This is a genomic window from Micromonospora sp. NPDC000089 (genome assembly GCF_042899365.1).
Classification (GTDB): Bacteria; Actinomycetota; Actinomycetes; order Mycobacteriales; family Micromonosporaceae; genus Micromonospora.
On record NZ_JBIAZT010000009.1, the window covers coordinates 101448 to 126679 of the forward strand.

The 25232-nt window shown below is 74.1% G+C and carries 25 protein-coding genes, 1 pseudogene and 1 riboswitch; of the genes and pseudogenes, 9 read left to right on the forward strand and 17 right to left on the reverse strand.

Features of this window, described 5'->3' with window-relative positions:
* The first annotated feature begins 24 nt into the window (after nucleotides 1–24).
* Nucleotides 25–750, forward strand: coding sequence for a helical backbone metal receptor (locus ACFY3U_RS18150; protein WP_387202568.1), 726 nt, complete (start codon nucleotides 25–27; stop codon nucleotides 748–750).
* Between the two features lie 171 nt (nucleotides 751–921).
* Nucleotides 922–1299 (forward strand): FKBP-type peptidyl-prolyl cis-trans isomerase, encoded by a 378-nt coding sequence (locus ACFY3U_RS18155; RefSeq protein ID WP_387203012.1) that lies wholly within the window; start codon nucleotides 922–924, stop codon nucleotides 1297–1299.
* Nucleotides 1300–1318: 19 nt separating this feature from the next.
* Here ACFY3U_RS18155 and ACFY3U_RS18160 read toward each other — a convergent pair whose 3' ends face one another.
* Nucleotides 1319–1687 carry an STAS domain-containing protein gene (locus tag ACFY3U_RS18160; protein ID WP_387202571.1) on the reverse strand — a complete coding sequence of 123 codons (369 nt, stop codon included), beginning with the start codon at nucleotides 1685–1687 and terminating at the stop codon, nucleotides 1319–1321.
* 169 nt (nucleotides 1688–1856) lie between these two features.
* On the opposite strand from ACFY3U_RS18160, the gene ACFY3U_RS18165 reads away from it, so the two are divergent.
* Nucleotides 1857–2894 (forward strand): SMP-30/gluconolactonase/LRE family protein, encoded by a 1038-nt coding sequence (locus ACFY3U_RS18165; protein WP_387202574.1) that lies wholly within the window; start codon nucleotides 1857–1859, stop codon nucleotides 2892–2894.
* A 70-nt stretch (nucleotides 2895–2964) separates the two neighbouring features.
* Here ACFY3U_RS18165 and ACFY3U_RS18170 read toward each other — a convergent pair whose 3' ends face one another.
* The 5 genes from ACFY3U_RS18170 to pdhA form a co-directional block, all read right to left on the reverse strand.
* Entirely contained in the window at nucleotides 2965–4239 is a 1275-nt protein-coding gene (locus tag ACFY3U_RS18170; protein WP_387202577.1) for an Ig-like domain-containing protein, read from the reverse strand.
* A gap of 183 nt (nucleotides 4240–4422) precedes the next feature.
* On the reverse strand, nucleotides 4423–6102 hold the full coding sequence (locus tag ACFY3U_RS18175; protein WP_387202580.1) for a right-handed parallel beta-helix repeat-containing protein: 1680 nt from the start codon (nucleotides 6100–6102) through the stop codon (nucleotides 4423–4425).
* Nucleotides 6103–6244: 142 nt separating this feature from the next.
* On the reverse strand, nucleotides 6245–7684 hold the full coding sequence (locus ACFY3U_RS18180) for a dihydrolipoamide acetyltransferase family protein (RefSeq protein ID WP_387202583.1): 1440 nt from the start codon (nucleotides 7682–7684) through the stop codon (nucleotides 6245–6247).
* Entirely contained in the window at nucleotides 7669–8673 is a 1005-nt protein-coding gene (locus tag ACFY3U_RS18185) for an alpha-ketoacid dehydrogenase subunit beta (protein WP_387202586.1), read from the reverse strand. Before ACFY3U_RS18185 ends, ACFY3U_RS18180 begins: the two co-directional genes overlap by 16 nt.
* Nucleotides 8673–9896, reverse strand: a complete 1224-nt coding sequence (pdhA, locus tag ACFY3U_RS18190; protein WP_387203015.1) for a pyruvate dehydrogenase (acetyl-transferring) E1 component subunit alpha — start codon at nucleotides 9894–9896, stop codon at nucleotides 8673–8675. The genes ACFY3U_RS18185 and pdhA overlap by 1 nt, the downstream gene beginning before the upstream one ends.
* A 72-nt stretch (nucleotides 9897–9968) precedes the next feature.
* On the opposite strand from pdhA, the pseudogene ACFY3U_RS18195 reads away from it, so the two are divergent.
* Nucleotides 9969–10469: pseudogene (locus tag ACFY3U_RS18195) on the forward strand (Lrp/AsnC family transcriptional regulator); the annotation flags it as partial.
* Between the two features lie 12 nt (nucleotides 10470–10481).
* Here ACFY3U_RS18195 and ACFY3U_RS18200 read toward each other — a convergent pair.
* Nucleotides 10482–11453, reverse strand: a complete 972-nt coding sequence (locus ACFY3U_RS18200; protein WP_387202589.1) for a DNA polymerase domain-containing protein — start codon at nucleotides 11451–11453, stop codon at nucleotides 10482–10484.
* A gap of 79 nt (nucleotides 11454–11532) precedes the next feature.
* On the opposite strand from ACFY3U_RS18200, the gene ACFY3U_RS18205 reads away from it, so the two are divergent.
* A complete protein-coding gene (locus ACFY3U_RS18205) occupies nucleotides 11533–12156 on the forward strand; it encodes an L-threonylcarbamoyladenylate synthase (protein WP_387202592.1) in 624 nt (207 codons plus the stop codon).
* A 40-nt stretch (nucleotides 12157–12196) separates the two neighbouring features.
* Here the strand turns inward: ACFY3U_RS18205 and ACFY3U_RS18210 are convergent, their stop codons facing one another.
* The 3 genes from ACFY3U_RS18210 to ACFY3U_RS18220 form a co-directional block, all read right to left on the reverse strand.
* On the reverse strand, nucleotides 12197–12739 hold the full coding sequence (locus ACFY3U_RS18210; protein WP_387202595.1) for a hypothetical protein: 543 nt from the start codon (nucleotides 12737–12739) through the stop codon (nucleotides 12197–12199).
* Nucleotides 12740–12827: 88 nt separating this feature from the next.
* Entirely contained in the window at nucleotides 12828–13154 is a 327-nt protein-coding gene (locus ACFY3U_RS18215; protein WP_387202598.1) for a hypothetical protein, read from the reverse strand.
* A 187-nt stretch (nucleotides 13155–13341) separates the two neighbouring features.
* Nucleotides 13342–13572 carry a hypothetical protein gene (locus tag ACFY3U_RS18220; RefSeq protein WP_387203017.1) on the reverse strand — a complete coding sequence of 77 codons (231 nt, stop codon included), beginning with the start codon at nucleotides 13570–13572 and terminating at the stop codon, nucleotides 13342–13344.
* Nucleotides 13573–13696: 124 nt separating this feature from the next.
* On the opposite strand from ACFY3U_RS18220, the gene ACFY3U_RS18225 reads away from it, so the two are divergent.
* The 3 genes from ACFY3U_RS18225 (at nucleotide 13697) to ACFY3U_RS18235 (ending at nucleotide 16087) form a co-directional block, all read left to right on the forward strand.
* The gene (locus ACFY3U_RS18225; protein WP_387202601.1) at nucleotides 13697–14428 is read left to right on the forward strand and encodes a histidine phosphatase family protein; all 732 of its coding nucleotides are present in this window, start codon (nucleotides 13697–13699) and stop codon (nucleotides 14426–14428) included.
* Complete coding sequence (locus tag ACFY3U_RS18230; protein ID WP_387202603.1) at nucleotides 14412–15281, forward strand: NAD(P)H-hydrate dehydratase; 870 nt, start codon at nucleotides 14412–14414, stop codon at nucleotides 15279–15281. The genes ACFY3U_RS18225 and ACFY3U_RS18230 overlap by 17 nt, the downstream gene beginning before the upstream one ends.
* Nucleotides 15282–15586: 305 nt before the next feature.
* Nucleotides 15587–16087: a hemerythrin domain-containing protein gene (locus ACFY3U_RS18235; protein ID WP_387202606.1), complete on the forward strand. Its 501-nt coding sequence runs from the start codon at nucleotides 15587–15589 to the stop codon at nucleotides 16085–16087.
* Nucleotides 16088–16138: 51 nt separating this feature from the next.
* Here ACFY3U_RS18235 and ACFY3U_RS18240 read toward each other — a convergent pair whose 3' ends face one another.
* Nucleotides 16139–17002: a metallophosphoesterase family protein gene (locus ACFY3U_RS18240; protein ID WP_387202609.1), complete on the reverse strand. Its 864-nt coding sequence runs from the start codon at nucleotides 17000–17002 to the stop codon at nucleotides 16139–16141.
* Nucleotides 17003–17137: 135 nt separating this feature from the next.
* Nucleotides 17138–17228, forward strand: a riboswitch (ZMP/ZTP riboswitch).
* Nucleotides 17229–17246: 18 nt separating this feature from the next.
* On the opposite strand from ACFY3U_RS18240, the gene ACFY3U_RS18245 reads away from it, so the two are divergent.
* Nucleotides 17247–18665, forward strand: coding sequence for a glycine hydroxymethyltransferase (locus tag ACFY3U_RS18245; protein WP_387202612.1), 1419 nt, complete (start codon nucleotides 17247–17249; stop codon nucleotides 18663–18665).
* 75 nt (nucleotides 18666–18740) lie between these two features.
* Here ACFY3U_RS18245 and ACFY3U_RS18250 read toward each other — a convergent pair whose 3' ends face one another.
* The 6 genes from ACFY3U_RS18250 to ACFY3U_RS18275 form a co-directional block, all read right to left on the reverse strand.
* Nucleotides 18741–19001: a hypothetical protein gene (locus ACFY3U_RS18250; protein ID WP_387202615.1), complete on the reverse strand. Its 261-nt coding sequence runs from the start codon at nucleotides 18999–19001 to the stop codon at nucleotides 18741–18743.
* Nucleotides 19001–20338, reverse strand: a complete 1338-nt coding sequence (locus tag ACFY3U_RS18255; protein WP_387202618.1) for a PLP-dependent aminotransferase family protein — start codon at nucleotides 20336–20338, stop codon at nucleotides 19001–19003. Before ACFY3U_RS18255 ends, ACFY3U_RS18250 begins: the two co-directional genes overlap by 1 nt.
* 1 nt (nucleotide 20339) lies before the next feature.
* Complete coding sequence (locus ACFY3U_RS18260; protein WP_387202621.1) at nucleotides 20340–21488, reverse strand: alpha-hydroxy acid oxidase; 1149 nt, start codon at nucleotides 21486–21488, stop codon at nucleotides 20340–20342.
* Complete coding sequence (locus ACFY3U_RS18265) at nucleotides 21481–22446, reverse strand: alpha/beta hydrolase (RefSeq protein WP_387202623.1); 966 nt, start codon at nucleotides 22444–22446, stop codon at nucleotides 21481–21483. The genes ACFY3U_RS18260 and ACFY3U_RS18265 overlap by 8 nt, the downstream gene beginning before the upstream one ends.
* On the reverse strand, nucleotides 22443–23648 hold the full coding sequence (locus ACFY3U_RS18270; protein ID WP_387203020.1) for a cytochrome P450: 1206 nt from the start codon (nucleotides 23646–23648) through the stop codon (nucleotides 22443–22445). The genes ACFY3U_RS18265 and ACFY3U_RS18270 overlap by 4 nt, the downstream gene beginning before the upstream one ends.
* Before the next feature lie 81 nt (nucleotides 23649–23729).
* Nucleotides 23730–25007: an SGNH/GDSL hydrolase family protein gene (locus ACFY3U_RS18275; protein ID WP_387203022.1), complete on the reverse strand. Its 1278-nt coding sequence runs from the start codon at nucleotides 25005–25007 to the stop codon at nucleotides 23730–23732.
* Between the last annotated feature and the right edge of the window lie 225 nt (nucleotides 25008–25232).

Sequence of the window (25232 nt, forward strand, 5' to 3'; positions counted from 1 at the left end):
GGCCACCGAGAAGGGGGTACGCCGATGCGGGTCGTGTCGCTGGTGCCGTCGCTGACCGAGGCGGTCGCGGTCACCGTGCCCGAGGTGCTGGTCGGCGCCACCGACTGGTGCACCCACCCGGCCGGCCTGGACGTCGCCCGGGTCGGCGGCAGCAAGTACCCCGACCTGGGTCGGGTGCTCGCCCTGCGGCCCGATCTGGTGCTGCTCAACGTGGAGGAGAACCGCCGCGAGGACGCCGACGCGCTGGCCGCCGCCGGGGTGCCGGTCCGGGTCACCTACCCCCGTACGGTGCCGCAGGCGCTCACCGAGCTGGCCGACCTGCTCGCCGCGCTCGGCGTCGCCGGTGCGCCGGAGTGGCTGACCGCCGCCCGCGAGGCCTGGGCGACGCCGGTGCCGGCCACGCCGCGGGCGGCCGTGATCCCGGTGTGGCGCCGGCCGTGGGTGGTGCTCGGCGGCGACACCTTCGCCGGGGACGTGCTGCGCCGGCTGGGCGTGGGCAACGCCTACGCCGACCACCCCGAACGGTATCCCCGCCCGGGCCTCGACGAGCTGCGCGCCCGGGCACCCGAGCTGGTGGTGCTGCCGGACGAGCCGTACCTGTTCACCGCCGAGGACGGCCCGGAGGCGTTCCCCGGCACCCCGTGCGCACTGGTCTCCGGTCGCCACCTGACCTGGTACGGCCCGTCCCTCGCCGAGGCGCCCGCGCTGCTCGCCGACCAGCTGGCCCGGCCGGTGATCCACCGGGGCTGACCGCCGGTTCGCCTGGCTCCGCTGACCGGGGGCGCGGCCCGAGGGCCGCGCCTTCGGTGTGTTCCGGGCGGCCCGGCGTGGGGACTGCCGGGCATCGGCCGGTCGCGATCGGGCAGGATCGACGTCGACCGGACGATCGCGCCAGAATCGGCAGGAGATCAGCAGATGAACATGCCCCAGGCAGGCAAGCCCGAGATCGGCCCGATCGAGGGCGCTCCCCCGGCCGACCTCGTGATCGAGGACATCACCGTCGGCGACGGGCCCGAGGCCCGGCCGGGCCAGCTGGCCAGCGTGCACTACGTCGGGGTGTCGCACTCCACCGGCCGGGAGTTCGACGCGTCCTGGAACCGGGGCGAGAGCTTCGAGTTCCCGCTCGGCGGCGGCCAGGTCATCGCCGGCTGGGACCAGGGCGTGATCGGCATGAAGGTCGGCGGTCGCCGCCGGCTGACCATCCCGCCGCACCTAGGCTACGGGGCCCGCGGCGCCGGCGGCGTGATCAAGCCGAACGAGACCCTCGTCTTCGTGGTGGACCTGCTCGACGTCCGCTGACCGGCGCGGCCCGGGCGGATCAGGCGCAGGCGACCAGATCCGCCCGGCGGAGCGCGGCACCGGAGTGGCCGGCCTGCACCGTGACGACCCGGTGCAGGCCGGTCACCCGCAGCACCCGGGCGACCACCGGGGCCGGGTCGACCAGCACCAGCACGCCACCGAAGGCCCGGACCCGCAGGTGCGCGGCGGCCAGGGCGCGAACCCCGGCGGCCGAGAGCAGGCCGACCCCGGACAGGTCGACCCGGACCACCGGACGCGGTGGAGCGGCCCAGAGCGCGGCCCGGAACGCGCCGACGGTGGCGACGTCGATCTCGCCCACCGCCCGCACCTCGACCACGTCGTCGGCCACCGTGAGCTGCACGTCGAACCGGTCATCGCGCTGTCCCATGGCTACGAACCTAGCCCCCACCCCCGACAGTTCCACCCCGCCGAGGGCCGATCCCCGGGTACGCCCAGGGTCGCCCCCGGGGACGTCCCGGATCCGTCTCCGGGTGGACCCCGGGGTAGCCGACGGACACCGGGCGGCGGGGTACCGATCGGCGGGCGACAATGGGCGGATGGTCGTACCCCGCCGACGCCCGCCCCGGTTGATCCGCCCCGTCCGGGAGCCGGCCACCGTCCCGCCGCCGCTGGACGGGGTGTGGGCGGCCACCGACCGGCGGCTGGACCGCGCCGAACTGCTGCCCCTGCCAGCCGGGGCGCACGGCCCGGAGGACGTGCTCGTCGACCCCGACGGCCGGGTGATCAGCGGCACCGAGGACGGCCGGCTCTGGTGGTGGCCGACGGACGCGCCGACCGGCACCGAGCCGCGGCTGCTCGCCGAGACCGGTGGCCGGCCGCTCGGCGTCGAGCTGGACCGGCGCGACGGCAGCCTGGTGGTCTGCGACGCGTACCGGGGGCTGCTGCGGGTCACCCCGGACGGCGCGGTGCGCGAGCTGACCGGCACCGCGCCCACGACCGGCACCGCCGGGGGCGTGCACCTGGCCGACAACGCCGCGGTGGCCGCGGACGGCACCGTCTACTTCACCGACTCGTCCGACCGCTTCCCGCTCTCGCACTGGAAGCACGACCTGCTGGAGCACCGGCCCAACGGGCGGGTGCTGGCGTACCACCCGGGCAGCGGGCGGACCGACGTGGTCGCCGACGGGCTGTACTTCCCCAACGGGCTCGCGCTCACCCCGGACGAGTCGGCGCTGATGCTGGCCGAGACCAGCACCCACCGGCTGCTGCGGGTCGATCTGCCGACCGGCCGGACGACCGTGCTAACCGAGCTGCCCGCGTACCCGGACAATCTCAGCGCGGTCGGCGACGGGACGTACTGGATCGCGCTGCCCAGCCCGCGACTGCCGGCGGTGGAACGGCTGCTGCCGCACCCGCGGGTGCGGCAGCTGGTCGCGCTGCTGCCCGACGCCGTCCGCCCGCAGCCGCAGCGGTACGGGCTGGTCGCGCTGGTCGACGGGGACGGGCGGGTGCTGCGGACGCTGCACGGCCCGGAGGCGGCGTACTGGATGATCACCGGGGTCCGGCAGCACGGCGACCGGCTCTGGCTGGGCAGCCTGATCGGCTCGGGAATCGCCCGGGTCGACCTGGGCTGAGACCGCAACGGTCGCGACCGGCCCGCCTGTCGGCGGACCGGTCGTTTCCGGTCGTTCCTCCCCTGAGGTCTCAGCCGCCGCTGGCCGACGGTGCCGGCGCCGGCGACGAACCCCCGGCCACCGCGCCCGGATGCACCGGGCTGGTGGTGGGCGCCGGCTTCAGGCCCGGCGGCACCGGCAGCGCGCTGCCCTTGACGAACTCGTCCCAGCTGACGTTCCAGGCCGTCCAGCCGTTGCCGGCCCGCAGCGGCACCTCGGTGCCCTTGACGGTGACCAGGTCGCCGACCTGGGTGATCCCCATCAGCCAGTCCGCCGCGGTGGACGAGACGTTGGCGCAGCCATGCGAGGTGTTGGTGTAGCCCTGCTCCCCCTCCGACCACGGCGCGGCGTGGATGAACTCGCCGCCCCAGGTGAGCCGCTGGGCGTCCTCGACGTCGACCACGTAGCCGCCGTCCGGCTCGCCCCGGGTGTCGAAGCGGGTCTGCTGGAACTTCTCCATGATCACCATCTTGCCGCTGGAGCTCGGCGTGCTCGGCTTGCCGAGGCTCACCGGGATCTTCTTGATCAGCTTGCCGTCCTGGAAGACCGACATCTGCTTCGTCGCGTTGTCGATGTCCAGGGCGACCTGCCGGCCGATCTTCGAGACCGACCGCCGGTCATCGTCACCGACGTACTGGCCGCCGATCGGCAGCCCGGCCAGCGCGGAACGGACGCTGATGCTGGTGCCCGACTTCCAGAAGTCGGGCGCCCGGTAGTAGACCTGACTGCCGTCGTCCAGCCACGACCAGGCACCCGGCTGCGGCGGATCGGTCTTCACGAACAATCGCCGCTGGACGGCCGCGCGAGCCTCTTTCGGAATGGCCGGCTCGAATGCGACGGTCACCGGCATGGCCGTCCCGTACGTCTGGTTCTTGTCGAAGTAGAGGGTGCTGGTGATCGCCTCCCGGGTCGACTTCGGCGCGGTGGTGAACGTCGTGCGCCCGACCGTGCTGCGGCCCCGATCGCCGGTTGCGGTCACCTCCGCGGTGTACCGGCGCCCATACTCCAGCGGGGCCGCCGGCACCCAGCTGCTGCCGTCCTCCCGCGCCTCGCCCGCGACCTGCTTCCCCTTGTCGTCGGTGAGCTTCACCGCGCTGATCCGGCCGCCGGCCACGGTCGCGCCGACCTCGGCGCTGATCGGCACGTCCTTCGCCCGGTCACCGGGTGTCACGGTGACCGTGGGAGCGGCCGCCTGCCCCTGCGCCGCGCCGCCGGCCGTCCTCGGCCCGGCGGTGCAGCCGCCGAGGACCAACGGTGTGGCTGCGATGGTCACCGCCAACAGCGTCAATCGCCGCCTCACATCCATGTTCAGTCCCCCGTTTCCTGTCCCCTTGGCCCTCATTCTGTAGGGCGCTTCTCGCACCCCGACGCACTTTTGCGGGAAATACTCGGAAACCGGTGGGCATTTGGCGGGTGATGTGCTGCCCCGGTGCCGAGGAGGATCGGACGTCCCGGATCGGCGGCGGTGGGACCACTGCCCCACGTCGGGTCAGTCCCAGTCCTCGTCGCCGTGGTTGCGGTCCCAACGGCCGCCGACGGGCGGAGTGTCCAGTCGGACGTCCGCCTCGGCGTTCCCGGCGAAGTCGTTGTCCTCCACCCGGCAGGACACGCAGCTGCCCCGGTCGCTGATCCACAGCGCGTGGGTCTGGGTGCGCTGGTGGTGGTTGTCCCAGATCCGGTTACCCCGCACGGTCGCCGAGTCGAAGGGGGCGTTGACGGCCATCCCGGCCCGGCAGTCCGGGGTGCCGGGCAGCTCGTACGCCGCGCCCGGCGGCGGGGTGTCGCCGCTCCACGCGCTGAACCCGTCCGGGCGGACCGGGGCGAGGGTGAGCTCGGTGGCGGTGTTGGCGGCCACCATGGCGGTGCGCCGGCCGACCCGCAGCATCTTCCCCCGGTGCCCGTCCGGGGACCAGTTCGCCGACCGGTCGACCAGGGAACGCTCGCTGTAGCGGACCGTCTCCCCGCCGCCGGAGCAGGCGACGGCGCACTGCCGGCCGTTGTTGCGGATCCGGTTGTGCAGCACCACCGCGTCGGTCATCGGCCGGTCGATCCGGATGCCCTCCAGCCCGTTGCCCCAGAACTCATTGCTCTCGATGACGATGTCCATCGACGGGTCCTGATAGCCGTGGCCGAGGTTGTGCTGGTGGTAGCCGAACCGGCCGTTGCCGCTGATCCGGTTGCCGCGCACCGTGTACGGGCCGGGGGTGTTGCCGATACTGACCCCGTCGGCCAGGTTGCCGTCGATCACGCAGTCGGTCAGCAGGCCGCCCCGGCCGGCCACTCCGGCGGTGCCGTTGGCCGAGACGTCGAAACCGGCCTCCAGGTTCCCGGTCATCGTGCAGGCGCTGACGATCAGGCCGTCCGCGCCCCAGTCCGAGATGCCGAACCGGTTGTTCTGGGTGTGACAGCCGACGATCCGGTAGCCGCGCGGCGGGGGCCAGTAGTCCTTCTGCAGCTCCAGGAAGATACCGTTCGTGCCGTTGCCGAGCGCGGTGCAGTTGGCGATGGTCAGCCGCTCGACCGTCCCCCAGCCACCGATCCCGACGCCGATGCCCGCGCCGCCGATGTCCTCGCCGTTGTCCAGTCGGCCGCAGCCGACCACCACCACCCCGTCGATCAGCGAGTCCTGCAGGAAGTCGCAGCCCAGCCCGGAGGCGGCGGTGTGGTGGATGTAGAGGTTGCGGAAGACGCCGCGCACCACGTACTGCAGCCCGAGCCCCTTGGCCAGGTAGCTGTACTCGGCCATCGCCACCCCGGAGCCGTCGATCTCGAAGTCGGCGAAGGTGCAGTCGGCGATGTGCCGGTCCCGGTCGGCGCCGTGCTGCAGCGCGGTCCAGAACGCCAGCGGCGTGGGATCCGCGCGGTTGCCGGCGTTGCTGAGCAAGAACCGGGTGGCGGCCGGGCCGGCGCCGATCAGCGACACCCCGCTGCGCCAGACGGTGCCGGCGTCCCGGATGGAGTAGATGCCGGGCGGGCACCAGATCACCCGGGCCCGCCCGTCCGCGGCGTAGCCGTCGCCGAGCCGGTCCACCAGGGCCGCCAACGCCGGCTGGTCGTTGGTCACCCCGTCGCCGGTCAGGCCGTAGTCGTGGGCGTTGCACCACAGCGGCGCGCCGGCCACCGGCGGTCGGTGGTAACGCACGGCGGCGGGTAGCACCTGGAACGACACGGGGCGCTCCTCTCGGCGGAAGGCTTCCGCCGCCGGTTTCCCGGCCCGGGCGCGAGGAAACGCCGCCCCCATTCGGGACGGAGCGGTCGTCCGGGACACGGAGCCGGCCGACCCGGCAGCGGGCGGCCGACTCCGTGCCGGGTCAGACGTTCGCCACCAGCAGGGCCGGCTGCTCCACGCAGTCCGCCACGTGGCGCAGGAACCCGCCGGCCACGCCACCGTCGCAGACCCGGTGGTCGAAGGTGAGGCTCAGCTGGGTCACCTTGCGCACCGCGAGCTGGCCGTCCACCACCCACGGCTTGTCCACGATCCGGCCCACCCCGAGCAGCGCCGCCTCCGGGTGGTTGATGATCGGGGTGGAACCGTCCACCCCGAACACGCCGTAGTTGTTCAGCGTGAACGTGCCGCCGGTCAGCCGCGCGGGCGGCAGCGTGCCGGCCCGGGCCGCGGCGGTGGTCTCCGCCAGCGCGGCGGCCAGCTCCCGGGTGGTCAGCCGCTGGGCGTCCCGCAGCACCGGCACCACCAGGCCGCGGTCGGTCTGCGCGGCGATGCCCAGGTGCACCCCGGCGGACTGGACGATCCGCTGCCCCTCGGTGTCCACCCGGGCGTTGAGCTGCGGATAGCGCCGCAGCCCGCTCAGGCAGACCCGGGCCAACAGGGCCAGGATGCTCACCGGCTCGTCCGGGGTGGCCGCGTTGATCGCCCGCCGGGTCTCCAGCAGGGCGGTGGCGTCCACGTCGACCCAGATGGTCACCTCGGGGATCTCCCGCCGGCTGCGGGAAAGCTTGTCGGCGATCGCCTTGCGGATGCCGGTGAGCGGGATGACCACATCCCGGTCGCCGGCCGGGGCCAGCCCGACGTGCGCGTCCACGGGCCGGTCCGGCACGGCCGCCAGCCGCGCGGGCGCGGCCGCCGTGGGCGCGACGTCCAACGCGGACTCGACGTCCACCCGGCGGATCACCCCGCCGGGGCCGGTGCCGCGCAGCGCGGACAGGTCCACCCCGCGTTCCCGGGCCAGCCGCCGCACGATCGGCGAGATGACCAGCGGCGCCGTCCGGGGGGCGGGGGCCGTGACGGTCGTACTGTCGCCGGCGGCGGTTTGGTCGGCGGCGTTGGTCGGCACCGCGGCGCGCCCGGCGTCGGCCGGCCCGGCGGGAGCGTCGGCGCCGGCCGGGGCGAGCGCCAGCCGGGGACGCCGGCGCCGCCGGGCCGGGCCGCCGTGGCCGGTGCCATACCCGATGAGGACGTTGCCGGAGCCGGCCCGCTCCTCCTCGCGGTAGGTGGCGTGCCCGGCGGGCTCGTCGCCGCCCCCGTCGAGCGGCGCGATGGTGATCAGCGGCTGGCCGACCGGGCGGACCTCACCGGCCGCGCCGTGCAGGGCGACGACCCGACCGGCGTACGGGCAGGGCACGTCGACGACCGCCTTGGCGGTCTCCACCTCGACCACGCTCTGGTCCACGGTGACCTCGTCGCCGACGGCGACCCGCCACTCGACGATCTCCGCCTCGCTCAACCCCTCGCCGAGGTCCGGCAGCAGGAACACCCGGGTCCCGGCCGCAGTGCTGCTCATGCCGCCACCCACCGGGGGTCGGGCTGGTCGTCCCACTGGAGGCGGGCGACGGTGTCCAGCACCCGGTCCACGGACGGCAGGTGGGTGTGCTCCAGCATCGGCGCCGGGTACGGGATGTCCAGCCCGGACACCCGCAGCACCGGGGCGTGCAGCGCGTGGAAGCAGCGCTCCTGCACCCGGGCGGCGATCTCCGCGCCGACCCCGGCGAAGCCCTGCGCCTCGGAGATCACCACGCACCGGCCGGTCCGGCGGACCGAGGCGGTGACGGTGGCGTCGTCGAACGGCACGATGCTGCGCACGTCCACCACCTCCAGGTCCCAGCCGTCCTCGCGGGCGGCCTCGGCGGCCTCCAGCGCGACCGGCACCGCCGGGCCGTACGCGACCAGGGTGGCGTCGGTGCCGGGCCGGCGGACCACGGCGGTGCCGATCGGCGCGGTACGCGCCGGCAGCTCCGCCTCGCCGCTGGCGAAGTAGAGCTTCTTCGGCTCCAGGAAGACCACCGGGTCCGGGTCGTCGATCGCCGCGCGCAGCAGCGAGTACGCGTCCTCGACGGTCGCCGGGGTGACCACCTTCAGGCCCGGGGTGTGCGCGTAGTACCCCTCGGACGAGTCGCAGTGGTGCTCGACGCCGCCGATGCCGCCGGCGTACGGCACCCGGATCACCATCGGCACGCTGAGCGCGCCGCGGGTGCGGTTGCGCAGCTTCGCCACGTGCGAGGCGATCTGCTCGAACGCCGGGTACGCGAACGCGTCGAACTGCATCTCCACCACCGGCCGCAGGCCGGACATGGCCAGGCCGACGGCGAAGCCGACGATGCCGGCCTCGGCCAGCGGGGTGTCGAAGCAGCGCTTGTCGCCGAACCGGGCCTGCAGCCCGTCGGTGATCCGGAAGACGCCGCCGAGCTGGCCGACGTCCTCGCCGAAGACGACCACCCGCTCGTCCTCGAGCAGCGCGTCGGCGAGCGCGGCGTTGAGCGCCTTCGCCATGGTCACGGTGGCCATCAGGCGTCCCCCTCCTGCGCGGCGGCCAGCTCGGCCCGGACCTGCTCGCGCTGCTCGACCAGCTGCGGGGTCGGCTCGGCGTACACGTGGTCGAAGAGGCTCAGCGGGTCGACCTGCGGCTTGTCGTGCATCCGCTCGCGCAGGTCGGCGGCGTACGCCTCGGCCTCCTCGGCGATCGCGGCCACGGCGGCGTCGTCGAGCGCGCCCCGGTCCCGCAGGTACGCCTCGAGCCGGGCCACCGGGTCGCGGTCCCGCCACGCCTCCACCTCGTCGGCGTCCCGGTAGCGGGTCGCGTCGTCGGCGTTGGTGTGCGCCTCCATCCGGTAGGTGTGCGCCTCCACCAGGTACGGGCCGTGGCCGGCGCGGGCGTGCGCCACCGCGCGGGTGAGCACGGCGAGCACCGCCACCGGGTCGTTGCCGTCGACCTGCTCGCTGGGCACGCCGTAGCCGACGCCCTTGTACGCCAGGCTGGGCGCGGCGGTCTGCCGGGACAGCGGCACGCTGATCGCGTACTTGTTGTTCTGCACGAAGTAGACCACCGGGGCCTTGAACACGGCGGCGAAGTTGATCCCCTCGTGGAAGTCGCCCTCGCTGGTCGCGCCGTCGCCGATGAAGGCCAGCGCCACGGTGTCCCGCCCCTGGTACGCCTCGCCGTAGGCCAGGCCGGCGGCGTGCACGCACTGGGTGGCCAGCGGGGTGCACTGGGGAGCGGTGTGCACCTCGGTGGGGTCGTACCCGCAGTGCCAGTCGCCGCGCAGCAGGGTGAGCACCTCGACCGGGTCGATGCCGCGGGCGGTCAGCGCCATCGACTCCCGGTAGGTGGGGAACACCCAGTCGGTGTCCCGGACGGCGAGCACGGCGCCGACCTGGCAGGCCTCCTGGCCGCGCGAGGACGGGTAGACGGCCAGCCGACCCTGCTTGGTCAGCGCGGTGGACTGCGCGTCGAAGCGCCGCCCGACGACCATCCGGCGGTACATCTCGCGCAGCGCCTCGACCGGCGGCTCGGGGTAGTCGTCGCGGGCCGGCAGCGGGGTGCCGTCCGGGTCGAGCAGGCGGACCGGCTCGGTCTGCGGCAGCAGCGGGGCCGACCCGTTCGACGGCGGGCCGGCGGTGGGCTCGGCGTCGGCCGGGGTGGCCGGCCGGGGGGTGCGCGGGGATGCCCTGCGGACCGCCTGGGGTGTGGTCGTCACGGCGGGGACCTCCTGGACGTGTGGTGGCCCTATGCTCCATCTGTTGGATGATTGACTCAAGATCCCGGTGGAACGCGGGACGATCGGCATCTCGGGGAGGTCGACGTGAGCCAGGAGACCGGCCCGACACCGGGCCCGGCGGACGGAACGGGACGTTCGGCCGTACCGCTGGACGAGGTGGACCGGCGGATCCTCGCCGAGCTGACCCGGGACGGCCGAATGTCGGTGCGGACGCTCGCCGAGCGGGTGCACGTCTCCCGCACCAACGCGTACGCCCGGCTGGAGCGGCTGCTGCGGGACGGGGTGATCACCGGCTTCCGAGCCCGGGTGGCGCCCGAGCCGGCCGGGCTGGGCACGTCGGCCTACCTGTCGCTGACCATCCAGCAGAACACCTGGCGGGAGGTGTCGGCGGAGCTGGCCCGGGTGCGCTACGTCGAGCACGTGGCGCTGCTCAGCGGGGAGCACGACGTGCTGGCGCTGGTCCGGGCGCCGGACAACGCGACCCTGCGGGACGTGGTGCTGGGCCGGGTGCAGAGCATCGCCGGGGTGCTGTCCACCCGCACCTGGCTGGTCTTCGAGGAGTTCGCCGGGGCGCGCAGCCCGTGGGAGTAGGACCGCTCAGCGCTCCGGCGGGGCCTCCAGGCCCTCCCGGTCGGCCAGCTCGATCAGCGGCTCCAGCGAGAACCGCCGCTCGTCCAGCCCGGCGTGCGGGTCGCCCCGCTCGGCGAAGCGGGCCGGCATGCTGACCACGTCGAAGTCCTCCGGGCGTACGTCGTCCAGCTCGGACCAGGACAGCGGTGCGGAGACCAGCGCGGCCGGGGTCGGCCGGATCGAGTACGCCGAGGTCACCGTGTGGTCGCGGGCCATCTGGTTGTAGTCCACGAAGACCGGTTTGTCGCGCTGGTCCCGCCACCAGGTGGTGGTGACCAGGTCCGGCCGGCGGCGCTGGATCTCCCGACCCAGCGCCAGCACCGCCCGCCGGCACTCGCCGAAGCTCCACCGCGGCTCGATGCTGAGGTAGACATGCAGGCCGCGCCCGCCGGTGGTCTTCGGATAGCCGACCAGCCCCAGCTCGTCGAGGAACCCGCGCACCTCGTGGGCCACCGGCACCACCTGGTCGAAGCCGACGCCGGGCATCGGGTCGAGGTCGATCCGCAGCTGGTCGGGACGCTCCACGTCGGCCGCGGTGACCGGCCAGGGGTGGAACCGCAGGGTGCCCAGGTTCACCGCCCAGGCCACCACGGCAAGCTCGCTCGGCGCCACCTCGTCGGCCGTCCGGCCGCTGGGAAAGGTGATGTGCGCGGTGCGTACCCAGTCGGGGGCGCCGGCCGGCAGCCGCTTCTGGTAGAACGCGTCGCCCCGGTTGTCCTGCCGGGTGCCGATCTTCGCGCCCTCGAACACCCCGCGCGGCCAGCGCTCCAGCATCGTCGGGCGGTCCTTGAGCGCGCGCAGGATGCCGTCGCCGACGGAGAGAAAGTAGCGGACCACGTCCAGCTTGGTCAGCCCGCGCTCGGGAAAGTAGGGCTTGTCGGGGCTGGAGACCCGGACCAGCCGCTCCCCCACCCGGATCTCCTCGGCCGCGGTCGCCACGCCTCACACCGTACTGGCAGCGGCCGATCCCGGGGCACCGACGCGACGACCCGGCACCGGCGCTTCTAAGCTTCGCTGCATGGCGACGTACCTCGACGTGCACCCGGACAACCCGCAGCCGCGGACCATCGCACGGGTGGTGGACCTGTTGCGCGCGGACGCGTTGATCGCCTACCCGACGGACTCCTGCTACGCGCTCGGCTGCCGGATGGGCAACCGGGACGGCATCGACCGGATCCGGCAGATCCGCCAGCTCGACGACCGGCACCACTTCACCCTGGTGTGCCGGGACTTCGCGCAGCTCGGGCAGTTCGTGCAGATCAACAACGCGCTGTTCCGCTCGTTGAAGGCGGCGACGCCCGGCAGCTACACCTTCATCCTCCCGGCGACCAAGGAGGTGCCGCGCCGGCTGCTGCACCCGCGCAAGAAGACCGTCGGGGTACGCATCCCGGACCACACGGTGACCCAGGCCCTGCTGGCGGAGCTGGGCGAGCCGCTGCTGTCCAGCACCCTGCTGCTGCCGGGCGAGGACGAGCCGATGACCCAGGGCTGGGAGATCAAGGAACAGCTCGACCACCAGGTCGACGCGGTGCTCGACTCCGGCGAGTGCGGGACCGTGCCGACGACGGTGGTCGACTTCTCGCAGGACGAGCCGGAGATCGTCCGCCGCGGCGCCGGCGACCCGTCCCGCTTCGATCAGTGAACCGCGGGCGTACCGACCCGAGCGCCGACGGCGGACCGGGTCAGGGCCGCTCGGGGTCGGCCAGCGGTAGTGGTTCCGCGACGGCGTCGCCGGTGCCCGGCGCGGAGTGCGCGGGCGGCGGCCGGTCCGCGGCCGGGGACCGAGAGTGCCGACGGCCGGCGCCCGGCGGGCCGGCACGGCGGCTCACCTCGCAGGTCACCAGGTGGATCGGCGCCGGCGGTGTGGCGAACCGCCCCGGGCCCCAGCGGACCCAGACCGCCACCCGGCCGGCCGCGGCCTCCGCCGCGAGCTTCTCCCAGGTACGCCGCCGGTCGGTGTGGTCGACCTCGACCACGACCGGCGGGCCGTCCGGCCGGGCGCAGGCCACGTCCAGCACGGAGTGCCGGTCGGTCATCGGCGGCGGCAGCGGCAGCACGCTGGGCGCCCGGCGATAGACCCGCCAGCCCTGCTCCGCCGCCCACGCCACGACGGAGTCGATGATCCGGGCGGTCACCTCGTCGGTGCCCAGATCGGCGAAGGTCAGCCCGGCCAGCCGGCGCCCGAGCGACGCCGCCAGCCGCCCACCGTCACCCTCGCCGTCCACGAGCGCAGGCTATCGGCCGGCCGACCGGGCACGGCCGCCGGTCCGGTCACCGAGGCGGTCCACCGCCCGCTCGGACGGCCGAGGTGGTTCAGCCGACGAGGAACAGGCCGACCGCCATCAGCGGCAGCCCCACGAACAGGAAGATGCCCACCCCGGTGAGCACCCGGCCGTCACCGGCACCCTCACGCTCGGGGGCCAGCCCGAACACCGAGCGGGCGGGCATCGTCTCGATGCGGCTCAGCGTGAGGTCGCCGGTCATGCCCACCAGCGCACCGACGATCATGCAGGCGATCCCCAGCCGGTGCACGAAGTCGCCACCGCTCACCGCCACCCAGACGCCGACGACCACCGCCAGCAGCAGCACCGCGACGGCGAAGAGCACGAGAGCCTCGCGCAGACCACGGATGACCGTCACGGGCCGTCCCCCCGACCTGAAGTGGGGCCGCCCCCGTAGCCGGCCCTCGACCGCGCCATTGTGGCCGGTGGTCAGGGAATCGCGCTGCCCCTCGGTGGACGGCCCAACCCGGTCCGGAAGAAATCCGACAGCCGGGCCGGACGCGGCGACCGGAGCGGACACCGCCCGTCCGGCCGCCGCGTCGGGATCAGCCGTTCTCCCGCTGCATCCGCTCCATCAGCATCTTCTTGCCCTGTTCACCGGCCTTGCGGTTGTTTTCCTGGATCTTGCGGAACCAGGTGGCCAGCTCGCTGTCGCCGGCGCGCTCCGCGTCGGCGATGTAGGTGTCCATCCGATAGATGTGTTCCAGCGAGAGCTGGATCGCGTGGATCAGATCGTAGTTCTCGTCCTTGACCGGGCTGACCTTCTCGTTGACCATCGTCGCCACGGCGCACCTCCCCAGATATCGGTTTGCGGCGGAGCACCACGCGTACCCGCCGTCCCCTGCGCTACGCCCCGGCCGGCACGGTTACCCGAACGGCACCTCGGGTAGGGAGGGGCGCATGGCGGAACTGGCAGCGCTGTGGATCGTGCGGCACGGCGAGAGCACGGCGAACGTGGCCGCGTCGGCGGCCGAGGCGTCCGGCGCCGAGCTGATCGACCTGACCCACCGGGACGCGGACGTGCCGCTGTCGGCGACCGGCGAGGAGCAGGCCCGGGCCACCGCGCGCTGGCTCGCCGGGCTGCCGGAAGCGCGTCGGCCCGACGTGGCGGTGGTGTCGCCGTACCTGCGTGCGGTGCGCACCGCGCAGTTGGCGCTGGCCGACACCGGCGTCCCCGCCAGCCGGGACGAGCGGCTGCGCGACCGGGAGCTGGGCATCCTCGACGGGTACACCGGCCACGGGGTGCAGGCACACTTTCCCGCGGAGGCCGACCGGCGTCGGCGGCTCGGCAAGTTCTACTACCGGCCGCCGGGCGGCGAGTCCTGGACGGACGTGGCGCTGCGGCTCCGCGCGCTGCTGGGCGACCTGCGCCGCGACCACGCGGGGCGACGGGTGCTGCTGTTCGGCCACGACGCCCTGGTCTTCCTGCTTCGTTACCTGGTGGAGGGGCTGACCGAGGAGGAGCTGATGGGGCTGACCCGCGAGCACGTGATCGCCAACTGCTCGGTGACCGGCTGGTCCGCCGACGCCGAGGGCCAGCTGGTGCCGGACATCTTCAACGACGTGCGCCACCTGCACCAGCAGGGTGCCCGCCCGACCCGGGAGGACGAGATCCATGCCGAACCGGTCTGACACCAGCGTGATCACACCCGGCCTGCTGCGCGACTGGGCGCTGCCGGTGCCGACCGGCGGCAAGGAGCACCGGGGCACGGTGCTGGTGGTGGGCGGCTCCCGGTTCACCCCCGGCGCGGTGCTGCTGGCCGGGGTGGCCGCGCTGCGGGCCGGGGCCGGCGTGCTGCAGCTGGCCGCCGCCGAGTCCACCGCCGCCGCGCTCAGCATCCAGGTGCCGGAGGCGCTGGTCGTCGGGCTGCCGGAGACCGCCGAGGGGGCGGTCGCCGGCGACCCCGGTGACCGACTCGGCGACCTGGTGGAGCGGGCGGACGTGGTGACGGTCGGCCCGGGCCTCAACGACATCGACCAGACCCGGGCGCTGCTGCGCCTGGTGGTGGCGGCGGCCGGCAAGGAGACCGGGCTGGTGCTCGACGCGTACGCGCTCGGGGCGCTCAGCCACGAGCCGGACCTGCTGGTCGGGTCGGGGCGGCGGGCGGTGCTCACCCCGAACCTGACCGAGGCGAAGCACCTGCTGGGCCGCGACCCCGGCGACGACCTGGACGCGGAGGCCCGCGAGCTGGCCGCCCGGTACGAGGCGGTGGTCTCCCTCTACGGCCACATCGCCACCCCGGACGGCACCGGTTGGCGGGAGGAGAGCGGCGACGCCGGGCTCGGCACCTCGGGCAGCGGGGACGTGCGCTCCGGATTGCTGGCCGGGCTGCTCTCCCGGGGCGCGGAACCGGCGCAGGCGGCCTGCTGGGCGGCCTGGGCGCACGCGGTCAGCGGCCAGCGGCTGGTGCCGCGGTTCGGCCGGATCGGTTTCCTCGCCCGGGAGCTGCTCGACGAGATCCCGCACACCCTCGCCACGGTGTGACGGCGGCGGCCCGACTTCGCAGGTGTGTGTAACGCCACAGCAGTGACGCACGCTGTTGCCTCGAAAGCGGGCATCCGCCCGCTGCCGCCGGTCGCGCCCCCGTCAGGGGTGCCGCCCGGCGGGGGACGGCCCCTGGGAGTCTGTGTGAAGAGCCTCCGTCACAAGACACTGGCCGCCGCGTCCGCCGTGACGCTCGGCGCCGGCCTCGCCGTCACCGGTGGGCTCACGCCCGCGGTGGCCGCACCCGTTTCCCAGCTCGGGCCGGGGGTACCGGAAGCCGTCAGCCGAACCAGGGAGGTCTGCCGGTGTCCACCGATGCCATCGTGCTGCTCAAAGAGGACCACAAGGAGATGCGCCGTCTCTTCAAGGAGTTCCAGAAGGCCGAGGACGGCCCGGCGGCGACCCGCCAGCGGTTGGTGACGCAGATCCTGGAGGCGCTCACCGTGCACACCTACCTGGAGAACGAGGTGATGTACCCGGAGGTCCGCAAGCTGCTGCCGGACCTGGAGGACGACATCCTCGAGTCGTACGAGGAGCACCACGTCGCGGACCTGCTCTGCGCCGAGCTGGCCGCGATGGACGCCGCCGACGAGCGGTTCGTCGCCAAGACGACGGTGCTGATCGAGAACGTCGAGCACCACGTCGAGGAGGAGGAGCAGGAGTGGTTCCCGAAGGTCCGGGAGGCGCTCGGCCGCAACCAGCTCCAGGAGATCGGCGAGCGGATGATCGCGATGCGCAAGGACGCGCCGCGTAGTCCGACCGACCCGAAGGCGATCAAGAGCGCGCACGACGCCGCCACCGCCTGAGCGGGCCGGCACGAACGGGGCCCGGCCGGTCGGCCGGGCCCCGTCGCCGTCTCACCAGGCGGTCGGCGGCCTGCCCTGCGGCGCCGGCAGGATCCGCCGCACCCGACCCGGGGGTAGGCGGCGCGGCCGCCACTCCCGCGGGTAGCCCACCGAGACCTCCTCGAAGCGCACCCCGTCGTACCAGGTGGTGCGGGGGATGTGCAGGTGGCCGTAGACCATGGCGGCGGCGTCGTACCGGCGGTGCCAGTCGGCGGTGGCCTCGGTGCCGCACCACTGCGCGAAGATCGGGTAGCGCAGCACGTCGGTCGGTTGGCGGACCAGCGGCCAGTGGTTGACCAGCACGGTGGGCAGCGCCGGGTCGCGCGCGTCCAGCCGGCGGGCGGTCTCCGCGACGCGGGCCGCGCACCAGTCGATCCGGCTCGGGTGCGGGTCCGGGTGGAGCAGGAACTCGTCGGTGCAGACGATCCCGGTCCGGTGCGCCTCGGCGAGGGCGGCCTCGACCGAGTCGAAGCCGGGCGGTCGCCAGCTGTGGTCGTAGAGCAGGAACATCGGCACCACCAACGCCGGCCCGCCCGGCCCGGTCCACACCGGGTACTCGTCCTCCGGAGTGACCACGCCCAGTCGGCGGCAGATCTCCACCAGGTGCCGGTAGCGCGCTTCCCCGCGCAGCGTCACCGGGTCGGCGGGCGGGGTCCACAGCTCGTGGTTGCCGGGCGCCCAGACCACCGTGTGGTACCGCTCGGCGAGCAGCGTGAGCGCCCACTCGACGTCGGCGACGGTGTCCCCCACGTCGCCCGCGACCAGCAGCCAGTCCCCCGGGGACTCCGGCCGTAACGCCTCGACCAGGTCCCGGTTCTCCCGGTACCCCACGTGCAGGTCGCTGATCGCGACCAGGTTGCCCTCCCCGCCCCGCATCGGCAGATCGTACGCGCACCGCCCCCACGCCGGCAGGGCACGGGGGTGGTGCGCGGCGGAATCAGTCGGCGCTGCCCGGCTCGGCCACCGCGCGGGGTTCGCCGGGACCCCGGCCGGGCAGACCCGGTAGGATCGGCGGCGGGCCGTGACTGGCGCGTGGGGATGGAGCACCATCGGGAAGCGGTCCCGTCGACAAGGACGCACGCCGAGCGCCTGGGCCTTCCGCACGTCACCAGGAGGTCGCATGTCGCTGAACGCCGAATCCACCGCCTTCCGCAGCGCGCTCGAGGTGATCCGGGCCGTCGAGCCCCGGGTGGCCGACGCCATCGGCGCGGAGCTGACCGACCAGCGCGAGTCGCTCAAGCTGATCGCCAGTGAGAACTACGCCTCCCCGGCCACCCTGCTGGCGATGGGCAACTGGTTCAGCGACAAGTACGCCGAGGGCACCGTCGGCCGCCGCTTCTACGCCGGCTGCCAGAACGTCGACACCGTGGAGGCGCTCGCCGCCGAGCACGCCCGGGAGCTGTTCGGGGCCGCCCACGCGTACGCGCAGCCACACTCGGGCATCGACGCCAACCTGGTCGCGTTCTGGGCGATCCTGGCCGACCGGGTGGAGTCCCCCGCGCTGAAGAAGGCCCAGGTGCGCCAGGTCAACGACCTGACCGAGGCGGACTGGTTCGCGCTCCGCCGGGAGCTGGGCGACCAGCGGATGCTGGGCATGTCGCTGGACGCCGGCGGCCACCTCACCCACGGCTTCCGGCCGAACATCTCCGGCAAGATGTTCGACCAGCGCAGCTACGGCACCGACCCGGCCACCGGCCTGATCGACTACGACAAGGTGGCCGCCGCGGCCCGGGAGTTCAAGCCGCTGATCCTGGTCGCCGGCTACTCGGCGTACCCGCGGAAGGTCAACTTCCGGATCATGCGGGAGATCGCCGACTCGGTCGGCGCGACCTTCATGGTCGACATGGCGCACTTCGCCGGCCTGGTCGCGGGCAAGGTCTTCACCGGCGACTTCGACCCGGTGCCGCACGCGCACATCGTCACCACCACCACGCACAAGTCGCTGCGCGGCCCGCGCGGCGGCATGGTGCTCTGCGGGCCGGAGCTGGCCGACCAGGTCGACCGGGGCTGTCCGATGGTGCTCGGCGGCCCGCTGCCGCACGTGATGGCCGCCAAGGCGGTCGCGCTGGCCGAGGCCCGCCGCCCGGACTTCGCCGACTACGCCCGGCGGATCGTCGACAACGCCCAGGCGCTCGCCGAGGGGCTGACCCGCCGGGGCGCGACGCTGGTCACCGGCGGCACCGACAACCACCTGGTGCTGATCGACGTGTCCGGCTACGGCCTGACCGGCCGGCAGGCCGAGCAGGCGCTGCTCGACTCCGGCATCGTCACCAACCGCAACGCGGTCCCGCAGGACCGGAACGGCGCCTGGTACACCTCCGGCATCCGGATCGGCACCCCGGCGCTGACCACCCGGGGCCTGGGCACCGCCGAGATGGACGCCACCGCCGAGCTGATCCACACCGTGCTCAGCCAGACCACCTCGGGCGAGTCCAAGGCGAAGTACGTCCTCGACCCGGCCCTGGCCGACAAGGTCAGCAAGCAGGCCACCGACCTGCTGGCCGGCTTCCCCCTCTACCCGGGCGTCGACCTGGGCTGACCGCCGCGCGTGACCCGATGCCCCGCCCGGCCCCCGGCCGCGCGGGGCGTCGCCGTTCCCGCCCGGTCGGGTGGGTCAGTTCAGTGGGCGCTTGAGGTGGTAGCGGTGCACCTCGGTGCTGCCCTGGACATTGTTCACATCCTCGGCGGCGGAGACCAGCTCCCAGCCCTCCCGGCCGGCCCGGTTCAGGTGGGCGATCGCGGTGTCGCCGTACGCGGTGATGTCGGTGCGCGAGCCGTCCGGGGCGTACCAGACGAACGAGACGTGGAAATTGCGTCCCTGTCCCTGGTAGCGGCGGACCAACAGGGCGTACTCCCAAGCGACCATGCGCTCCATTATGGCTGTCCGATGGAGACGGCGGGACGGTGGGCGACCCGGGACGACTCCTCGGCCACCAGGGCGGCCAACCGGTCCAGGCCGAGGTCGATCTGCTGCGGCGTGACCGCGCTGACCGACAGCCGCAGCGCGTTCACCGGCGCCCCGTCGTCGTAGAAGTGCGCCATCGGTGTCCACAGCAGCCGGTGCCGCTCGGCCGAGCGGCGCAGCAGCGCGTCGTCGACGCCGAACGGCACGGTCACCACCACGAAGAAGCCGCCCGCCGGGGCGGTCCAGCGCACCGGCGACGGCGGCGGGAACCGCCGGCGCAGGCCGGCGAGCAGGTGGGCCAGGTTGCGGCCGTACGCGGCCCGCTCCCGGACGTTGGCGGCGACCAGCGAGCAGTCGTGCTCCAGCAGCGCCCCGCCGATCATGGCCTGGGCCAGCGGCGAGGTGTTCACCGTGACCATGCTCTTGATCTTCCCGAGCTGGTCGGCGAGCGGGCCGACCACGCCGTCCGGGGCGGCCACCCGCTGGTCGGCGACCAGGTAGCCGACCCGGGCGCCGGGCAGCACGGTCTTGGCGAACGAGCCCAGGTAGACCACCCGCCGCGCGGTGTCCAGCGCCTTGAGCGTGGGCAGCCGGTGGGCGTCCCCGCCCGGGAAGAGGCCGTAGGGGTTGTCCTCGATCAGCAGCAGTCCCTCCTCGGCGGCCAGGTCGAGCAGCCGGCGTCGGTCGTCCACGGTGAGGCTGACCCCGGACGGGTTGGCGAAGTCCGGCATCACGTAGCAGGCGCGGGGATTGAGCCCCTCGGCCCGGGCCCGGCGCACCTGGGCGCGCAGGTCGGCCAGGTCCACCCCGGTCGGGCCGCCGGCCACCGGCCGCACCGGCAGGTCCACCAGCCGCGCCGCGCCGGTCAGCCCGACGTACGTGGGGGCCACCGCGAGCAGCACGTCGTGTGGGCCCGCGCGCAGCGCCCGCAGCACCAGGAACATCGCCTCCTGGCAGCCGACGGTCACCACGATCGCCTCCGGGTCGACCCGGATCCCCTCGTCCACGGCGAGGTTACGGGCGATCAGGTGGTGGATGATCCCCTTGGTGCGGCCGTACTGGAACAGGGTGCGCCGCACCTGCTCGGGCCCCTGCCCGAGGTCCTCGGCGAGGTGCCGGCGGAACCGGTCCAGCCAGCGGCGCGGGGCGTCGTCGTCGAAAAACTCCTCGTACGGCCGGCCGGCGGCCAGCGACACCGCGTCCGGCCAGCGCTGGGCCACCTCGTTGAGGAAGTTCATCGAGTTCAGCGCGGGGTCGTCCACCGCCGGGTGCAGCGCGGCGACGACGAGGTCCACCGGTTCGTCCACCTCACCCTCCGATCACGGTGCGCAGCTCGCGGGCCGCCGCCCGGTCGGCGCAGCCGGCCAGGGTGAGGGCGTCGCGCAGCTCGACGGCGAGCAGCTCCAGCGCGGTCTGCGCGCCGGCCCGGCCGCCGGCCGCGAGCGCCCAGAGCAGCGGGCGGCCCAGCAGCACCCCGGTTGCCCCGAGGGCCAGCGCGCGCAGCACGTCGGTGCCGCCGCGGACGCCGCTGTCCAGCAGCACCTCGGCCCGGCCGTCGACCGCGGCGACCACCTCGGGCAGCACGGTGGCGGTGGCGGGGGCACCGTCGAGCTGCCGGCCGCCGTGGTTGGAGACGACCACCGCGTCCGCGCCTACCTGCACCGCCCGCTGCGCGTCGCGCGGGTCGAGCAGCCCCTTGACCACCAGCGGCAGCGGGACGCGCTCGCGCAGCCACTCCAGGTCGGCCCAGCTCACGGCGGGGGCGAAGACCGCGCCGGTGTGCGCCGCGATGGCCGACACCCCGGGCGTGCCGGTGTGCGCCAGGTCGTCCCGGCCGCCGGGCAGGTTCGCCGCGGTCACCTCGGGCGGCAGCGCGAAGGCGTTGCGCACGTCCCGCCGCCGCCGGCCCAGCACCGGCACGTCGACGGTCACCACCAGCGCGGCGCAGCCTGCGGCGTGCGCCCGGTCGACCAGCTCGGCGACCAGCCCCCGGTCGCGCAGCCAGTAGAGCTGGAACCAGACCGGGCCGGTGGTGGCGGCGGTGACCTCCTCGATCGGGGTGCTGCTCAGGGTGCTCAGCGCGTACGGCACGCCGGCCGCGCCGGCCGCCGCGGCCAGCGCCCGCTCCCCGTCGGGGTGCAGCAACCGCTGGTACGCCATCGGCGCCACCACCACCGGCATGGCCTGCTCCCGCCCGAGCAGGGTGGCCGTGGCGCGGGGCTCCGCCACGCCGGTGAGCATCCGGGGCAGCACGGCGACCCGGTCCAGCGCGGCCCGGTTCGCGGCCAGGGTGGTCTCCGCCCCGCTGCCACCGTCCACGTAGTCCCAGACCCCCGGCGGCAGCACCGCCCGGGCCGACGCGGCGAAGTCCTCCAGGCAGACCGGCGGCGGCGCGCTCGGTCCGCCCTCGGCCGGCAGGCCCGCGACCGGCGGCACGGCGGGCGTGGGGTCAGGCATTCTCGGTCCCGGCCGGCATCGGCGCCGGGGACGTGAACACGTCCCGCAGGAAGGCCGCCGCCTCGTCCTGCGCGCGCCGGCCGGCGTCGAAGACCCCGGGCATGGCGAAGAAGCCGTGCACCATCCCCGGGTAGCGGGTCGACCGCACCGGCACGCCCGCGTCGCGCAACCGATCGGCGTACCGCTCCCCCTCGTCGCACAGCGGGTCGTACTCGGCCGTGATCACCAGCGCGGGCGGCAGGCCGGCGTGGTCGTCGGCGAGCAGCGGCGAGGCGAGCGGGTTCGCCGCGTCCGCCGGAGCGGCCAGGTAGTGCCGCCGGTACCAGTCGACGGAGTGCCGGTTGAACAGCAGCGGGTCCTCTTCCCCCGCCGGCCGGCGCCCGGGCCGCTGGTCGGTGTTCGGGTACACCAGCAGCTGCCCGGCGAGCCGGGGGTTGCCCGTCGAGCGGGCCAGCAGGGTGACCGCGGCGGCCAGGTTGCCGCCGGCGCTGTCCCCGCCCACCACCAGCCGGTCGGGGTCGACGCCGAACTCGTCGGCGTGCCCGGCCAGCCAGGCGGTGGCCGCATGGCAGTCGTGCACGGCCGCCGGGAAGGGGTGCTCCGGGGCGAGCCGGTAGCCGACGGTGACCACCTGGCAGGGCGTGGCGTTGGCCAGTCGGCGGCAGATCCCGTCGGCGGTGTCCACGCTGCCCAGCGTCCAGCCGCCGCCGAAGAAGTACACGAGGGTGGGCAGCGGTCCGTCGCCGGCCGGCCGGTGCACGCGTACCGGAAGGTCGCCGGCCGGGCCGGGGACCACGGTGTCGCGTACCTCGTGCACCGGCTCGACCTCGCCGCCGCCGGCGCGGATCGCGGCGAGGTCGGCGGCGCGGGCCTCGGCCAGTGTCTGGGTGTACAGCGGCGGCGTGCCGGCGGCCGCCCGCGCGGCCCGGTACGCGACCACCTGCGGGTCGACGGTCATGCCGGCGCCCCGGTGGAGACGAAGAGCTTGTCGATGCCGCGCAGGAAGAGACTCCCGCTGTAGCTCGGCGCCTGGGTGACCCGCAGCCGCGGGAAGCGGGCGAAGAGCCGGGGCAGCGCGAGCCGCCCTTCCAGTCTGGAGACCGCCGAGCCGAGGCAGAAGTGCAGGCCGACCCCGAAGGCCAGCGACGGCGGGCCGGAGCGGTGCGGGTCGAAGCGGTCCGGGTCCGGGAACCGGGCCGGGTCGCGGTTCGCCCCGGCGATGATCAGCAGCACGTTCTCCCCCCGCCGGACCGGTACGCCCGCCAGCACGGTGTCCCGGGGCGCGGCGCGGGCCAGGAAGTGCACCGGGCTCTCCATCCGCAGCACCTCGTCGACACAGCCGCGGGCCAGCGCGTCGTCGCCGGGCAGCGCGGCCACCACCTCCGGGTGGGCCAGCAGCAGCGGCAGGCCGTTGCTGAACATGTAGACGGTGGTCACGAAGCTGGCGTTGAACAGCACGATCAGGTTGCTGATCAGCTCGTCCTCGGTCAGCTCCACGCCGCCGGCGTCGAGCGCCTCGACCAGCCCGCTGATCAGGTCCTCGCCGGGCTGCCGGCGGCGGTGCCCGATCAGCTCCCGGTAGTAGTCGCGCAGCTCCTCGGCGGCCTGGTTGGCCCGGGCCAGCCGTTCCGGGGTCTTGCCGGCGACGTCCATGAACTCGTCGATCCAGTCCACCCGCTGCCGGTACCAGGGCAGGTCGGCCTCGGGCAGCCCGATGAACTCGGCCATCACCAGCGCCGGCACCGGGTACGCGAAGTCGGCCACGAAGTCGACCTCGGCGCCGTCGGCGCCGGCCTCGGCGATCCGGTCCAGCATGGTGTCCACCACCCGGACGATCACCGGCTCCAGCGCGCCCAGCCGGCGCGGGGTGAACGTCTTCGCGAAGACCGCCCGCATCCGGGTGTGCACCGGCGGGTCGGTGAACATCATCGAGGACATGAAGGTGCGCAGGATCTCCTGGTCCTGCCAGTTGGGCGGGGCGCCCTTGACCCACTCCGGGTCGCGCAGCACCCGGTCGACCACGTCGTAGCCGGCGGCGACGGCGGAGACCGTGCTGTGCTCGGCGCGGGTCGGCAGGGCGCTGATCGGGCCGTGCTCGTGCAGGGCCGCGTACCACGGATAGGGGTGCTGCCGGCCCGCCTCGCTGTAGAGGCCGGTCATGATCTCGTCGACGTCCACGGTGGCGCTTCCTCCCCAGGATGACGGTGGGGCGGCCGGGTCACCCCCGCCGCCCCACCGGTGTCACAGACCCAGCAGTCGTAGTGGTACGGCGTCGGCCATCGCCTGGTTGCCGATGTCGTTCGGGTGGATGTGGTCACCCGAGTCGTACCCGGGCAGCAGCCGGCTGGGCTGCGCCGGGTCGCGCAGCACCGCGTCGAAGTCGAGCACCCCGTCGAACTCGGTCTGGCCGCGCAGCCAGGTGTTCACCGCCTGCCGGGTGGCGTCCTTCTCCGGCGTCCACACCCCCGGGCCGCCGTTGCCCTCGTACGGCGTGATGGTGCCGACCAGGCTGCGCAGGCCGCGCTCCTTGGCCTGCTGGTTGATCTGCCGCAGGCTGGCGATGACGGCGTCGGCGGAGTCGTCGGACATCCAGATGTCGTTGATGCCCAGGTGGGTGATCAGGGTCTGCGCCCCGGTCTGCGGGAAGACGTCCTCGTTGAGCCGGGCCAGCGCGTTCGGGCCCAGCTCGTTGTAGCCGGGGAAGCCGCCCGCGCCGGGCTCTGGGCCCTCGTGGTTGAGCCGGTTGCCGGCCAGGCTCAGGTTGAGCACACCCGGGGTGCGCACCTCCGGTCGGGCGTCGATCAGCCGGTCGGCGAGCAGGTCCGGCCAGCGCTTGTCGGCGTTGACCGTGCTGCCGTTGCCGTCGCCGATCGAGTCGCCGAGGACGACCACCGCGCCCGGGCTCTGCCGGCGCTGCACGTCCACCCCGGACAGGAACATCCAGCAGCAGTTCGGCCGGATCGTGAAGCCGGCGCCGTCGGCGGCGGTGGTCAGGTCGTTCGCCCCGATGAAGTTGGTGACCTTGGACTGACCGTGGAAGGTCACCGGCCCGGTGAGCACCGGGAAGTGCAGGGTGACCACCAGGTCCTCCTGCTCCCGGACCGGGTAGTCCAGCGGGTCGCTGAGCAGCTCGGCGCCCTTGTTCATGGTGGCCGAGGTGGCCCCGTTGAAAGTCAGCTCGCGCAGCGTGCCGGGGTCGATGTCGGAGCGGTCGTCCACCGTGGCGGTGTTCGGCCGGGCGACGGTGGCGTGGCCGACCTTGACCGCCTGCTCGCCGTAGAGGTTGGTCAACCGGACCCGCAGCCGGTCGCCGCCCACCGAGGTGTGCACGGTCATCCGGATGCTCTGGTTGTTCAGCCCGGTGTTGGTCAGGCCGACGGTGTTGCCGCGGGTGACCGCCGCGGCCCAGCTGCCCGCCCACTCGGCCTTCGGGCCGCGCGCGGTCTCGGTGTCCGACGGGCCGGCGCTGGCCACCATCGCCGGGGCGCCCACGATCAGCAACGTGGCCGCGGACGCTATGACGTGCCATCTCTTCGGGGTCGACATTGAACCTCCATGGTCGCCGCCCACGGCGGAGTCCATTGACGCACCGCCCGGACGATGGTCCAGAAACCTAGCGGCTGCCTCTGACGGGCGTCAATCAACCCGATCGACATGATCGAATGTCCACGGGGGGCCGCCGGGCACCGTTCGGCCCTGTCGGCCGGCACCGGCGCGCGCCTAGGCTCGCAGTCGGCGGCGGCG

Coding starts and splice junctions, on each gene's coding strand:
- ACFY3U_RS18155 (WP_387203012.1), top strand. CDS start 922: ATGCCCCAGGCAGGCAAGCCCGAGATCGGCCCGATCGAGGGCGCTCCC.
- ACFY3U_RS18170 (WP_387202577.1), bottom strand. CDS start 4,239: ATGGATGTGAGGCGGCGATTGACGCTGTTGGCGGTGACCATCGCAGCC.
- ACFY3U_RS18220 (WP_387203017.1), bottom strand. CDS start 13,572: ATGGTCAACGAGAAGGTCAGCCCGGTCAAGGACGAGAACTACGATCTG.
- ACFY3U_RS18205 (WP_387202592.1), top strand. CDS start 11,533: ATGGCGACGTACCTCGACGTGCACCCGGACAACCCGCAGCCGCGGACC.
- ACFY3U_RS18150 (WP_387202568.1), top strand. CDS start 25: ATGCGGGTCGTGTCGCTGGTGCCGTCGCTGACCGAGGCGGTCGCGGTC.
- ACFY3U_RS18265 (WP_387202623.1), bottom strand. CDS start 22,446: ATGACCGTCGACCCGCAGGTGGTCGCGTACCGGGCCGCGCGGGCGGCC.
- ACFY3U_RS18245 (WP_387202612.1), top strand. CDS start 17,247: ATGTCGCTGAACGCCGAATCCACCGCCTTCCGCAGCGCGCTCGAGGTG.
- ACFY3U_RS18165 (WP_387202574.1), top strand. CDS start 1,857: ATGGTCGTACCCCGCCGACGCCCGCCCCGGTTGATCCGCCCCGTCCGG.
- ACFY3U_RS18230 (WP_387202603.1), top strand. CDS start 14,412: ATGCCGAACCGGTCTGACACCAGCGTGATCACACCCGGCCTGCTGCGC.
- ACFY3U_RS18160 (WP_387202571.1), bottom strand. CDS start 1,687: ATGGGACAGCGCGATGACCGGTTCGACGTGCAGCTCACGGTGGCCGAC.
- ACFY3U_RS18250 (WP_387202615.1), bottom strand. CDS start 19,001: ATGGAGCGCATGGTCGCTTGGGAGTACGCCCTGTTGGTCCGCCGCTAC.
- ACFY3U_RS18260 (WP_387202621.1), bottom strand. CDS start 21,488: ATGCCTGACCCCACGCCCGCCGTGCCGCCGGTCGCGGGCCTGCCGGCC.
- ACFY3U_RS18270 (WP_387203020.1), bottom strand. CDS start 23,648: ATGACCGGCCTCTACAGCGAGGCGGGCCGGCAGCACCCCTATCCGTGG.
- ACFY3U_RS18240 (WP_387202609.1), bottom strand. CDS start 17,002: ATGCGGGGCGGGGAGGGCAACCTGGTCGCGATCAGCGACCTGCACGTG.
- ACFY3U_RS18225 (WP_387202601.1), top strand. CDS start 13,697: ATGGCGGAACTGGCAGCGCTGTGGATCGTGCGGCACGGCGAGAGCACG.
- ACFY3U_RS18185 (WP_387202586.1), bottom strand. CDS start 8,673: ATGGCCACCGTGACCATGGCGAAGGCGCTCAACGCCGCGCTCGCCGAC.